The sequence below is a fragment of the Mesorhizobium sp. M0410 genome (genome assembly GCF_040321435.1).
Lineage (GTDB): Bacteria > Pseudomonadota > Alphaproteobacteria > Rhizobiales > Rhizobiaceae > Mesorhizobium.
Genome location: NZ_JAMYRN010000007.1, coordinates 209,800 through 222,779 on the forward strand (window position 1 = coordinate 209,800; position 12,980 = coordinate 222,779).

11 protein-coding genes are annotated in these 12,980 nt (G+C 60.9%); 5 read left to right on the forward strand and 6 right to left on the reverse strand.

Going from position 1 to position 12,980, the window contains the following annotated elements; all coding sequences use genetic code 11:
• Positions 1-13: 13 nt before the first annotated feature.
• From mgtE to NKI63_RS12600, 4 genes are all read right to left on the reverse strand, one after another.
• Positions 14-1,378, reverse strand: coding sequence for a magnesium transporter (gene mgtE, locus NKI63_RS12585; RefSeq protein ID WP_352736473.1), 1,365 nt, complete (start codon positions 1,376-1,378; stop codon positions 14-16).
• A 271-nt stretch (positions 1,379-1,649) separates the two neighbouring features.
• The gene (locus tag NKI63_RS12590; protein WP_352478859.1) at positions 1,650-3,539 is read right to left on the reverse strand and encodes an ABC transporter ATP-binding protein/permease; all 1,890 of its coding nucleotides are present in this window, start codon (positions 3,537-3,539) and stop codon (positions 1,650-1,652) included.
• Between the two features lie 709 nt (positions 3,540-4,248).
• Positions 4,249-4,926: a DsbA family oxidoreductase gene (locus tag NKI63_RS12595; protein WP_254817233.1), complete on the reverse strand. Its 678-nt coding sequence runs from the start codon at positions 4,924-4,926 to the stop codon at positions 4,249-4,251.
• Between the two features lie 23 nt (positions 4,927-4,949).
• A complete protein-coding gene (locus NKI63_RS12600) occupies positions 4,950-6,770 on the reverse strand; it encodes an extracellular solute-binding protein (RefSeq protein WP_352508434.1) in 1,821 nt (606 codons plus the stop codon).
• Between the two features lie 231 nt (positions 6,771-7,001).
• On the opposite strand from NKI63_RS12600, the gene NKI63_RS12605 reads away from it, so the two are divergent.
• Entirely contained in the window at positions 7,002-7,631 is a 630-nt protein-coding gene (locus NKI63_RS12605; RefSeq protein WP_352478856.1) for an invasion associated locus B family protein, read from the forward strand.
• 121 nt (positions 7,632-7,752) lie between these two features.
• Here the strand turns inward: NKI63_RS12605 and hspQ are convergent, their stop codons facing one another.
• Together hspQ and NKI63_RS12615 are read right to left on the reverse strand one after the other, a co-directional pair.
• Entirely contained in the window at positions 7,753-8,076 is a 324-nt protein-coding gene (gene hspQ / locus NKI63_RS12610) for a heat shock protein HspQ (protein WP_023675043.1), read from the reverse strand.
• 220 nt (positions 8,077-8,296) lie between these two features.
• On the reverse strand, positions 8,297-9,505 hold the full coding sequence (locus NKI63_RS12615) for a UbiH/UbiF family hydroxylase (protein ID WP_352508435.1): 1,209 nt from the start codon (positions 9,503-9,505) through the stop codon (positions 8,297-8,299).
• Positions 9,506-9,566: 61 nt separating this feature from the next.
• Here NKI63_RS12615 and NKI63_RS12620 point away from each other — a divergent pair, with 61 nt between their 5' ends.
• From NKI63_RS12620 to NKI63_RS12635, 4 genes are read left to right on the forward strand one after another with little or no spacing between them, the layout of a single operon-like run.
• Positions 9,567-10,505 (forward strand): DUF2182 domain-containing protein, encoded by a 939-nt coding sequence (locus NKI63_RS12620; RefSeq protein ID WP_352689320.1) that lies wholly within the window; start codon positions 9,567-9,569, stop codon positions 10,503-10,505.
• Between the two features lie 13 nt (positions 10,506-10,518).
• The gene (locus NKI63_RS12625; protein WP_352703944.1) at positions 10,519-11,133 is read left to right on the forward strand and encodes a DUF1326 domain-containing protein; all 615 of its coding nucleotides are present in this window, start codon (positions 10,519-10,521) and stop codon (positions 11,131-11,133) included.
• A gap of 35 nt (positions 11,134-11,168) precedes the next feature.
• Positions 11,169-11,945, forward strand: a complete 777-nt coding sequence (gene pcsA / locus NKI63_RS12630) for a phosphatidylcholine synthase (protein ID WP_502893794.1) — start codon at positions 11,169-11,171, stop codon at positions 11,943-11,945.
• Between the two features lie 18 nt (positions 11,946-11,963).
• Positions 11,964-12,941 carry a quinone oxidoreductase family protein gene (locus tag NKI63_RS12635; protein WP_352508438.1) on the forward strand — a complete coding sequence of 326 codons (978 nt, stop codon included), beginning with the start codon at positions 11,964-11,966 and terminating at the stop codon, positions 12,939-12,941.
• The last annotated feature ends 39 nt before the right edge of the window (positions 12,942-12,980 follow it).

Consider the following 12,980-nt stretch of genomic DNA (forward strand, 5'->3'; position numbering starts at 1 on the left):
GAAGTGCGTGATCTTACAGCAATGTTCCGCGCAGGATTACCAGCGCCACAGAAAAATAGATCACCAGCCCGGTGACGTCGACCAGCGTGGCGACGAACGGGGCCGATGCGCTGGCCGGGTCGAAGCCGATGCGCTTCAGGGCGAACGGCAACATCGATCCAGACAGCGAGCCGAAAGTGACGATGCCAACCAGCGTGGCGCCGATCGTCATTGCGATCAGCGGCCAGTGCGGGCCGTAGTCGTAGAAGCCGAAATATTGCCAGAGCGCGATGCGGCCGACGCCGACTACGCCAAGGATCGAGCCAAGCACCAGGCCGGTGGGCAGCTCCCGCAGGGCCACCCGCCACCAGTCGCCAAGGCCGATCTCGCGCAGCGCCAGGGCTCGGATGACGAGCGAGGTCGCCTGCGAGCCGGAATTGCCGCCGGAGCTCATGATCAATGGAATGAACAGGGTCAGCACGATCGCCTTTTCCAGCTCGCCCTCGTAGCTCTGCATCGCATTGGCGGTCAGCATCTCGCTGATAAACAGCGCACACAGCCACCCGGCGCGCTTCTGGATCATCGCCAGAAAACCCATCTTCATATAGGGCTCGTCGAGAGCCTCCATGCCGCCGAAACGATGCACGTCCTCGGTCGTTTCCGAGATCATCGTATCGATAATGTCGTCGATGGTGACGATGCCGAGAAGCTTGCCGTTGTCCACGACCGGGACGGCGAGCAGATCATATTTGGAGATCAACTGAGCAACCTTTTCACTATCGGTCAGCGGTGAAACAGTGATAGGCGCACGATCCGGCGCTATTGCCATGATCAGTTCGTCGGGTTCGCCAGCGATCAGTCGACGCAGGCTGGTCGAGCGCAACAGGACCTGCGTTTGCGGATCGACGATGTAGATCGCGTAGACGGTTTCGCGCGTCCGCTCGACCTTGCGAATGTAATCCAGCGTGCGGGCAACGCTCCAGTCCGGCGGCACGCTGACATATTCAGTCGTCATGAGCGAGGCGGCGCTGCCCTCGGGGTAGCCGAGAATAGCAAGCAGCGTCGCGCGCAGCGGTGGCGCCAGGCCGCCGAGCAGCTCGGAACGAGCCGGTTCGTTCAGATCGCGCAGTATGTCGGCGGCGCGGTCGACCGACATGGCGGCAAGCAGTCTGCCTGCCTTGATGCGGGGTAGTGCCTCGACGAGTTCGGATGCGCCGTTGAGCTTCGGCTGGTCGAAGATCTCGACCAGCCGCTCGAACGGCACTTCGCAAAGCAGCTCCGATGCCGTCTCGCGGGGCTCCTGGTTCAGCGCCTCGACCATGTCGGCGACGTGTTCGTTGGCAAGTACGCGGGCGATGGCGACGGCGTCGCCGCCCGCAACGGGGGAAAACTCGTTCATGGCTCACTCCTTGCCGTCCGGCAGGACGTGAGCCTGTCAGATCACGTCAAGCGGACGGCGGTTGCGTTCGACTGTGACTGTCGCCAGGCATGGCGCGGTGACCTTTCTGCTCGCGAGTTCGGATTGAGATTCTGCAAGCCGGCGCAACATAGGAGCGCGCCTTGCCAAGTCAATCGCGAGAGCGGGTTAAAACGGCGGCAAACCGACTGGATCGCGAGACTGTGATCGGGCTACGTGGCAGGCTGGCTGGATGCTGGCAACGGTGCCGCAGCTATCTCTGCTTAAGCCGGCGGGGAAAGCGCAGCCACTTGTCCTCGGCCGGCCGCGTCGGCTGCGTGAGGATGGTGGTGAGCTCGACCGGCAAGCTCGGAACCAGCGGCTTCTTGGTGGCGACGCCGTCGGCGATCGCAACGACGCTGTGGTAGAATTCGGTGCCCGCGAGCGATCTCGGCGGCGTCGCCTCATGCATGATCGAGATCACAGTTGCATCAGGGCAATTGTCCTTGATCGCCTGGTGGAAGGCGATCCGTCCATCGGGATCGAGAGCGCCAGTGGCTTCATCGAGGAACAGCAATCCCGGCTGCTGCAGCACGATACGGGCGACAACCAGCTTCTGTTTCTGCCCACCCGAGAGAACCTGATCCCAGATCTTTCCTTCACGGCTCTCATCGGCCAAATGCTCGATGAAATCGCCGAGGCCGGCCTTGTGCAGGGCGGATGCGACCTGCACGTCGGGATAATCATGCTCGGAACCCGGCAGGCAGACCAATTGCTTCAGCGAAACCTGCTGCAGCTTCACCTCCTGGGCGGCGTAGAAACTCCTGACCCCTTCCGGGAAGACGATGGTGCCGCGGCCATAGGGCCAAAGGCCGTTGATCGCCTTGATCAGCGAGGTCTTGCCGCAACCGGATTCGCCCTTCAGGAAAGTCCATTCGCCACGCCGGAAGCGCAAGTTCGCGGCACTCAGGAAGGGCGTTGCGTCCTCGCCCTGATGCGCCAGCTCTAGTTTCTGGATGGTCAGGCCGAAAACAGGGTTTTGGCGGTCGTAGCGAAAATCGGAGCGGCCGGTCTGCTGATAAAATTCCTGCGGGTGCTGAACGTTTTCGATCGCGTTTGCGAGTTCGGTGACGCGCTGGCTGTTGGCCCGCAGCGCGGCGATGGCAGGCATGACATGGATGAACCACGAGCATTGACTGATCAGCGAGTTGACCATCTCGGAGCCGGTTATGTAGCCCTTGAGATCGAACCCGTTATGGATGAAGGGAACCAAGCCTGGCCCGTAGGCGACAATGCGGGCACCGATGAAATTGTAGATCAGCTCGAACGAATTGTAGCCTGTGTTGACGATGTTCAGCCGCGCCCAGGTGCGGTCGATGTCGACATAGCGCTGGCTGTGCACTGCCTTCTGCACGTTCTCGCCTTGCGATGCGGCGACATGAAAACTGCGGCGCAGAAAGGTGATCAGCTCGCCGCGATAGCTGCCTTCGGCCTGCTGCATCCTGACATTGAGCCGTTCCAGCAGCCTGCCCAGCTTGACGGCGATCCAGGTGTTCAACGGCACGTAGGTGGCGACTGCCAGAAAGGCGAGGACGGCGCTGCCATAGCTGCCGAGGAACTCCAGCCCTTTGACCTCCGCCGAGTGTGCAAGCAGTTGCTGGCCGACGAAATACAATGAAGTAGCAACGGCCAAAACCCCCATCGCGAGGCCGATGGCGCCGCCCGTCATATCCTTGATCGATTCCTGGATGCGCTGGTCGATATTGTCGGGAGCGGCGGCACCTGACGAGCCATGCTGAGCGTGGAAATGGGTGTGATTGGAATCAAGCAGGGCTTCGTTGAACTGGCTGTCCAGCCAGCCGCGCCACTTGCGATGCAACGTTGCGGATACCAGGCTGCGGATACCGGTAAAACCCGCATCCTTGAGCAAGACCAGGAGGACAAGTATCCCGGCATTGGCCAGCAGTGTCTGAAGCGGGGTGGTGTTCGCGGCATCATGGAAAAAGGCGATCGAGTTGACCAGCTCTCCGGATGCTACGGCAAACCACACGCCTGACTTGCTGGAGAGCGCGGTGAGCAGCGCGATCACCAGCGTCAAGGTCCAGGCTTCCACCCACTTGTCCGAAAACCAGTAGGCCCGCATCAGGCCCCAGAAGCTGCGCATCGACGATACGGGCGTAAGGGGCGACTGCCTTGCGGCACCGCGGAGCCATTTTTCCGATATTGAATGTCGCGTTGGTCTATCGACCCGAATCACTATCCCGCCCAAACGATTTTTCTTTTATTACGGACAGTAACACCAATTGATCATTTTCCATTAGCTTTTCACCAGCCGCGGGTGGCTTAACTCGCCGGCCGTTGCAGTGGAGCAACAGAGTGGATGATCACGGGGCTGTGCCGTCGGAATTCTAGGCGCTTGATATCAATGCAATTTCAATATGTTACTTGCCTGCACCGGAGAAAGTAGGGACCTTCCCTTGGGGAAGGCCCTCACACAGCTTTGTGAACGTAGAAGCGCCGTCCAGCGGTCGATCTTCACAGCCTGAACCGATCTTCAGCGCGCCCTTACGGCCAGGTCCGACCTCGTTGGCGGCCAGAACGCGACCTGTATGATTCGTGGGTGAAGCCGCCTTGTCGGGAGAGCCCGTAATCAGCCAAGCAACGACGTTGCCCCTACGTCCAGGATGCGGACCGACATCGATTCCGACACAGATCACGAACCCGGGCGAGCAAGGCCTACGGCAACAGCTGGAGCAAGGGGCTGTTTTCCTGCCAGTCCTCCACCAAGGGATTGACCTGAACCGGCAAGCATGGCCATGGCCTTTTCGTCAGCAAGGCCAAGGTGACGGTGAAATAGTCGAAAATAGTCCGGCTCAGTTCGCCGTCTCCAGTTCGCCGCGTGCCTTGGCCGCAGCCACCTGGCGCAGCGCATCGGCAAGCGTATCGGCGTCCTGGGCGCCCATCACCGCATATTTGCCTTCAAGCAGAAAGCACGGCACGCCCGATATGCCCATGCGCGAAGCAGTGGCGATTTCGGTGCGCACCGCCTCTACATCGGCGTCCGTCGACAGAAGCGTTTCGACGACGGAGGCATCCATGCCGGCCTCGCGGGCGGCTTCGATCAGCACGGCATGATCGCCGAGATTGGCGCCTTCTTCGAAATTCAGCTGGAACAGCCGGCGCACCAGCCGGTTCTGAACGGCCTCGCCGGCCGTCCCGGCCCAGCGAATGAGCCGGTGCGCATCCAGCGTATTGGGCGCGACCTTGATGGCGTCGAAGGCAAAGGAAATCCCCTCAGCCTCGCCCAACGGCTCGATCCGGGCATGGATCTCGCGGATGCGTTGCTCGCTGCCGAATTTCGCTACCATGTAGTCGCGGCGGTTCTTGCCTTCGGGCGGAATCGTCGGGTCGAGCTGGAAGGGCCGCCAACGTATGTGAACGTCGATGTCAACGGCGGCAATCGCCTTGTCGAGCCGTTTCTGGCCGATAAAGCACCAGGGGCACACGACGTCGGAGACCACATCGACGGTAATCGAGTTCTCGTCGTTCATCTTGATCTCCTGTTCTGAAGAGGTCACTTCGGTTTGCGCCACCAGGTCGGCAACTGATAACCGTATATGGGCGTCTTTTGCGGATGTTCCAGATAGTTCCAATAAGCGAGCCATTGCTGGTTGTTGTGCTGGGTCGGCACCATGTAATTGCCTGAGATCAGCAGCCGGTCGAGGACCCGGACAGCAGCGACATAGTCCTCCTTCGAGCGAGCTCTCAACATCGCCTCGATCGCCGCGTCCACTGCTGGGTCGGCGACACCCGCTAGGTTGAACGAGCCTTCGGCCTTGGCGGCAGCGGATCCCCAGCGCCCGGCTTGCTCGATACCGGGCGACAGCGAGTTGTTGAAACCGGTCGAGCCGACCAGCACCTCGAAATCGAAACGCTGCTTGCGCGACTGGATCTGATCGCCGTCGAGGCTGCGAATGCTGACATCGATGCCGAGCTTCTCAAGCGTGCGCTGATAGATAGCGGCAAGTCGCTCTTCGTCCTGCGAGGCGGTCAGGATCTCGAAACCGAACGGCTTTCCCTGGGGATCGAGCATCGCGCCGTCCTGCACCGTATAGCCCGCGCTCTTCAGCAGCTCGAATGCCGCCTTCAGCACCTTGCGGTCCTGGCCGGAGCCATCGGTAACGGGCGGCCTGTAGGTGCCGTCCATGACATCTGCGGGCACGCGGCCGGGGTAGGGGGCCAGCAGGGCCTTTTCCTTTTCGCTGGCCGGGTGGCCGAGCGCGGACAGCTCGGAATTCTGCCAAAAACTCATCGTGCGCGTGTATTTGCCGCCGAACAGATTCTTGTTGGCCCATTCGAAGTCGTAGAGCATGCCGAGCGCGCGCCGTACGATCGGATTGGAAAATTTCGGCAGCCGCGTGTTGAACAGGAAACCGTTGAACACCGGCGGAATGCCGGTATCGAAAGTTTCGGCGATGACCTCGCCCCTGTGGAAGGCCGGAAAGTCGAGATCGCGCTCGCGTTTGACCGGGTCGCTGTCGTCGTCGATGGCGCAGATGCCTTTCTTGAACGCTTCCTGCTTGGCGTTGGCGTTGAGGAAATACTCGATGGTGATCTGGTCGTAATTGTCGAAGCCGCGCTTGGACGGCACGTCCTTGCCCCAATAGTCCGGATTGCGCTTGAACACGATGCGCTGGCCGGGCACGACTTGCGCCACCGTGTAAGGCCCGCTGCCGATCACCGGCTTCAGCGTCGTCCTGTCGAAAGTGTCCTTGTTGAACGCGTGTTTCGGGATGATCGGCGTCAGCGCAATGATTAGGGGAAATTCGCGGTCCGCCTTTTCGTTGAAGGTGAAGCGCACACTGCGGTCGCCGGTCTTTTCGAGCTTGGCGATCGCTTTCATTCGCTGGCTGTAAGGTGGCCGACCCTTCTCGGTGAAGACATCATAGGTGAACAACACGTCTTCCGGCGTCACCGGCTCGCCGTCCGACCATTTGGCCCTGGGATCGAGGTGGAATTCGATGCTCTTGCGCTCGGGATCCATGTCGGCGGTATCGGCGAGCAGGCCGTAGAGACTGAAGGCCTCGTCGTAGTTGCGCTGCATCAACGGCTCGAAGACAAGATTGCCAAAAGCTTGATCCATCATGCCGCGCGCGGTGGTGCGCAGACTTCTCAGGATGAACGGATTGAGATTGTCGAAGCTGCCGACGACACAATAGGTAATGCTGCCGCCTTTCGGCGCGTCGGGATTGACGTAGTTGAAATGATCATAGTCGGCCGGCAGCGCCGGCTCGCCCTGCATGGCAAGCGCGTGCTTCGGTTCCGACAGGGCCGGCTGCAGGGAAAGGCCGACAAACAAGATTGTGGCGATCAGCCAAACGACAACGCGGCCCATGACCGTCTCCTTCCCGATTCGATGCGCAGCATACATGAGCCGGTCGTGCACCGGCCAATCCCTCAACCCAGTCCCTCGGCCAAGATTCGCGTGGCCCGGGCTGGATTCGGCGTCGCTTGCAGTGTAACACGCCGTCCGAAGTCATTCTGTTGCCTCATTTCGGCAACAGGTAGCTGGACCACACGGCATGAAAAAAGCCGGTCCCGGGATCATTTGAGAGGAATGCACGACATGACGAGCCTGAACAGCAACGCGTACCGCCTGTCGGTCATGGCCGCTGGCGTGGTCGGCATTCTGGGCGCCGGGATTCCCGCTGCTGTCGCGCAGCAGCAACAGCAGATTCCGCAAGGCTGGTTCAAGGCCTGCACCAAGCAGGAAGATGTCGACATTTGCAATGTCCAGAACATCACCACCGCCGGCAATGGTCAGCTCATCACCGGCGTCAGCCTGATCGAATTGAAGGGCAAGGTGAACCGCAAGGTGTTCCAGGTGACGGTTCCGACCGGCCGTTTGGTTCCTCCCGGCATCGGCCTCCAGATCGACGCCGGCAAGGCGCAGAAGCTCGAGTACGTGATCTGTTTCCCGGATCGCTGCGTGGCGGAAGTGCCGCTGACCGATCAGCTCGTCGCGTCCTTCAAGAAAGGTTCGAACCTGACGCTGACCTCGGTCAATTTCCAGAACCAGCCGAACCCGATCAAGATCGCGCTGACCGGCTTCAGCGGCGCCTTCGACGGCCCGCCGCTGCAGCAGTCGGACATCGAGGACCGACAGAAGAAGCTCCAGGAGTTCGTCGCCAAGAACAATCAGGATTTTGCCAAGAAGCTCAAGGAAGAACAGGAAAAGGCGAAGGCCGCCAACTGATCGACGGGTTTTCGAACAAAACAAAAAGCGGGGTTCATGCCCCGCTTTTTTATTGAATCGGCTGATTATCGGGTCCAGACTTGTCTCAAGCCTGTCCGAGCCCAGCCAGATCCCGACTAAGTCAATGTCTCAATTGGTGCTTCGGCTCGTAGCGCCCGTCGGGCTTCTTGTCGAACATTTCACCAATCTGCGGATGCCGGACCGGTTCGCCCGACCGGTCCTCGAGTAAATTCTGCTCGGACACATAGGCGATGTATTCCGTCTCCGAATTCTCGGCGAGCAGATGATAAAAGGGCTGGTCCTTGCGCGGCCGCACGTCAGCGGGGATCGCCTCGTACCATTCGTCGGTATTGGCGAATTGCGGATCGACGTCGAAAATGACGCCGCGGAACGGAAACAGCCGGTGGCGAACCACCTGTCCGATCGAGAATTTGGCTGTCTTCATCGCACTCACCACTTGAACTTCTTGAACGCCACGCATCCTGGAACACGCAAGGAAACGCTCCAGGACTTTAGATTCTTACGCACCGGTCAGGCAAAGATCGGCCCAGACCTTACGGTCGACATCGTCATTATTTGGCGCAGACGCCGCGTCAATTCAATCCCGATCAACTGATGCCGGTTTGAGCATCACAAGATGCGGATCAAGGGCGGCGCCACGATCGCTATCGCGCGGCCGCTTTTCGCAATCCGCCAAAAAACGCCGCAAAACCGCTGCCGGGTCGAAGACCCTCGCGCATGAAAAACGCCCGCAACGGCGCAAACCCCTCAAGCGCGCCAAGACCAGCGCTGCGCATCAGCTGGGCCGGCAGCATGTCGGAAAGCAACGACATGTTCAGTAGGTTGACCGCGCTGCTGCGCGCCAGAATGTCCGGCCGCCGCTTGAAATCATAGGCTGCAAGCGCCTGGGCGGCGCCCGGGTCCGAGCGGTTTCTGCTTGCGGTACCAATCAGGTCGTCAATGTCCCGGATGCCGAGATTAAGCCCTTGCGCGCCGATTGGGGGAAACACGTGGGCGGCTTCACCGACAAGTGCCACGCGGCGATGCGCAAACCGCCACGGGCTCACCGCTGAAAGTGGGTAGACCTGCCGGCCGGGCTCAACCGACACGCGGCCCAGCATCGATTGCATCCGCTGTTCGACCCGCGTCGAAAGCTCCGCCTCGTCGAGTGCTGCAAGATCCTTGGCGATTTCGGGTTCGAGCACCCAGACAAGGCTGGACCGGTTGCCGGGCAGGGGAACCTGTGTGAACGGACCGGTCTCGGTGTGGAATTCGGTCGAGGTGAATGCATGGTCGCTGCGGTGACCGAAATTGAGCACCAGCGCCGCCTGCGGAAAGGATCGGACCGAGGTCCGGATGCCGGCTGCCTCGCGGGCCGGCGATTGACGGCCATCGGCGGCAACTGCCAACGATGCCTCGATCTCGCTACCGTCGGCGAGAACGGCATGTGCATGGTCGGCATCGAGGCGCCATGCCTCCACCATCGACTTTCGCCATTCGATGCCCGAATGCGCGACAGCCTCGGCTAGCGTGCGGTTGAGAACGCTGTTGGGCAAGTTCAGCCCGAATTGCTCTTCGTTGATCTCGCTGGCGCGAAAGGTCACTGTCGGGCTGCGGATCAGCCGGTTGGTTGCGTCAACGATACGCATCACCTTGAGCGGCGCTGCGTGCGGCCTGATTCCGTCGAAGATCCCTAGCCGTTCGAACATCTTTAGGGCAGGGTTCATCAAGGCTGTCGTCCGGCCGTCGGGGCCGGCAGCGTCGGGTCCGACGAGCGTCACGGGAAAGCCCGCCTCGGCAAAGCCAAGCGCCGCGATCAGCCCCGCAGGGCCGCTGCCGGCGACCAGTATCCGTGCTGTTTCCCGGTGGTTCAAATTCGGCTTCCGGATTGCGAGGTGAGGCCTGTCCGACCTGCTGGTCCATATAGGTCAGGTGATGCCGCTTGATCAACGCGGCGATTCGGCCCATTCGGTTGCCATGACCGGCCAACAAGACGATTTCAGCCACCTCGACGGTACCGGCCGCGCGATGGCGAGCGTTGCGCGCAGCCCTCGACTGACCGTGAGCGTTGTTGCCGGCATGGGCGTTGCCCTTGCCTGGCTCTTTCTCGGCGCAATGGCAGTTCGGGGGGCGGTGAGCCGGCTCCCGGGCGCCGACGTACCCGGCGACGCCGTGCTGGAATACCTGCAGCTACTGCCGTTGCCGGATTTCCTTGCGCGTTTCTTCGCCCTCTGCCTTGCGCCGGCGCCGCTTCGCGCAAGCCTAGGCGCGCAAGGCGGGGCACTCACCGCGATGTGGCTGTTGATGGCCATCGCGACCATGCTGCCCTCCGCGGCGCCGATGATCCGCACCTATTGCGAGATCGCGGATACCGCCCGGATCAAGAGGGAGCCGGCCGTCCATCCGCTGATCCTGGTCGCTGGATATTTGAGCGTCTGGCTTGTCGCCTCGGCAATGTTCGCTGCCCTGACGCTCGCAATCCATGCATTCGCCTCATCCGGGCAGATGCTCGATCCGCTGGTTGGAATTGCCGGGGCAGCCGCGCTGTCGATCGCTGGTCTCTATCAGTTCAGCTGGCTGAAGGGAGTCTGTCTGGACAAGTGCAGAAATCCGTTCTCGGTCCTGTTCGCCAACTGGAGCGCCAGGCCCATTCGTATTTTGCGGCTCGGCATGAAGCAGGGCCTGTGGTGCCTTGGATGCTGCTGGGCTCTAATGCTGGTAATGTTTGCCGTCGGTGTGATGAACGTGTTCTGGATGGCGCTGATCGGCTTGTTCAGCCTGGTCGAAAAACAGACGGCAGGCAATCTGCCGACGCGGCTGGCCGGTGCGATACTGCTTGTCTGGGCAGCAGCGCTACTAGTAGTCTCGACATGAGGGGGACAATTCGATGACAGACCAAAACTGGGCAATGAAGGGAGAACTCGTCCTCTCCTGCAATTGCACGGTTTTTTGCCCTTGCGTTCTGTCGCTCGGCAACCATCCGCCTACGGAAGGCTATTGCCAAACCTGGGCGGGGTTCCGCATCGATGCCGGCCATTTCGGCGAGGTCGACCTGTCCGGTCTCAATCTTGGGCTGATCATGGAAATCCCCGGCTATATGAGCCGCGGCAACTGGACGGCCGGCCTTTTCATCGACAAGCGCGCCTCGGTTTACGCTGTGAAGGGACTGACGAAGATATTCACCGGCAAGGCCGGTGGAACCACATCGCTGCTCTCCATCCTGGTCGGACAGTTCCTCGGCGTCGAGCAGGTGCCGATCACCTACGAGACGCGTGAGAAAACACGTATCTTCCAGATACCGAAGATTATCGATGGTGCGGTGACGCCGATCACCGGCAAGGATCGCGACAAGGATACGGTCATCAGCAATTCGGAATACTGGATTGCGCCGGAAATCATCGTCGCCAAATCCGACAAGAGCAAGATGCGGGCCTTTGGCCGCAACTGGAACTTTGCTGGCCGCTCGGCCGAAATCTGCAAGCTGGATTGGCGGGGCCCGTGAGCAAGAAGACGACGGCCAGGAAAATCGCCGACCGGATTCCGCGGCCGAAGAAGAAAGTCACATGGCCTCAGGCGCGGGCGTTCTCGGTCCATCTCTTGACCGCGTCGGGCTCATTCCTGGCGTTTCTGTCGCTGGTGGCGGCAAGCGAGCAGCGCTGGACGGCGATGTTCTGGTGGCTGGGCCTGGCGCTTTTCGTCGACGGCATCGACGGGCCGATCGCCAGGAAGCTCGACGTCAAGGAAATCCTGCCGACATGGTCGGGCGAACTGCTCGACAACATCATCGACTACGTGACCTACGTGTTGATTCCGGCCTTCGCGCTCTATCAGCGCGGCTTCATGGGCGAGCGCCTGTCGTTCCTGTCTGCGGCGATAATCGTGGTGTCGAGCGCGATCTACTATGCCGATACCGGCATGAAGACGAAGGAGAATTTCTTCAAAGGCTTTCCGGTCGTCTGGAACATGGTGGTGTTCACGCTGTTCGTCATCGAACCAGGACAATGGGTTTCCTTCGCCGTGGTCGTGGTGGCCGGCATTCTCACCTTCGTGCCGATCAATTTCATCCATCCGGTGCGGGTGAAGCGGCTGCGGCCAATCAATCTCGGCATGACGCTGCTTTGGTGCGCTTTCGGCGCGCTGGCGCTGGCGCAGGCGGCACTTGCCTCCTTCTACGACCAGATCGGCGTGCTGGGCGAGCAGGTCAGCGATTTCATCAAGATCGGGATTACGGTCACCGGGCTTTACCTCGCCTGCATCGGCGCTATCATGCAGTTCTTTCCAAATCTCGGCGCCAAGCCGGACAAGAAAGCCTGATCCCAAGAGAGCCTGAAAATGTCCAAAACGATCCGCATCCATGCCCATGGCGGTCCGGAGGTCCTGACCTATGAGGACGCCGATCCCGGGCAGCCAGGCTCGGGACAGATCCTGGTCAAGCACAGCGCGATCGGTCTCAATTTCATCGACGTCTATTATCGCTCGGGCCTCTATCCGCCGCAGGGCGGATTTCCGCTGATCCCCGGCGGCGAGGCGGCCGGCGTGGTCTTGAAGGTCGGCTCGGATGTCGACTGGCTCAAACCCGGCGATCGCGTCGCCTATGCCGTGACCACCGGCGCCTATGCCGAGCAGCGCGTGATCGCTGCCGACCGAGTGGTGAAGGTGCCGGACGGCATCAGCGACGAACAGGCCGCGGCGATGATGCTAAAGGGCATGACGGCCCAATATCTGTTGCGCCGTACATTCAAGGTGAAAGCCGGCGACACGATCCTGTTTCATGCGGCGGCCGGCGGTGTCGGGCTGATCCTCGGTCAATGGGCCAAGCATCTCGGCGCGACGGTGATCGGCACCGCGAGCTCGACCGACAAGATCGAACTCGCGAAGGCGCATGGCTTCGACCACGTGATCAACTATCGCGAACAGGATTTCGTTGCCGGCGTCGCGGCTATCACCAGTGGCAAGAAATGCGACGTCGTCTATGATTCGGTCGGCAACGACACGTTTCCAGCCTCGCTCGATTGCCTGCGGCCGCTCGGCACGTTCGTCAGCTTCGGTCAATCGTCTGGGCCGATCCCGCCCTTCAGCATCTCGTTGCTGGCGCAGAAGGGCTCGCTGTTCGCAACGCGGCCGACGCTGTTCGTCTACAATGCCAGGCGCGAAGACCTCGAGGCTTCCGCCGCCGCATTGTTCGACGTGGTGCTCAGCGGCGCCGTCAAGATCAAGATCAACCAGCGTTACGCGCTCAGCGAGGCCGGCAAGGCGCATTCCGATCTCGAAGGGCGCAGGACCACCGGGACAACGATACTTATCCCTTGAGCGCCCGCAGTTTCGGCCCGCCGACGCCGCCGTTCTTGC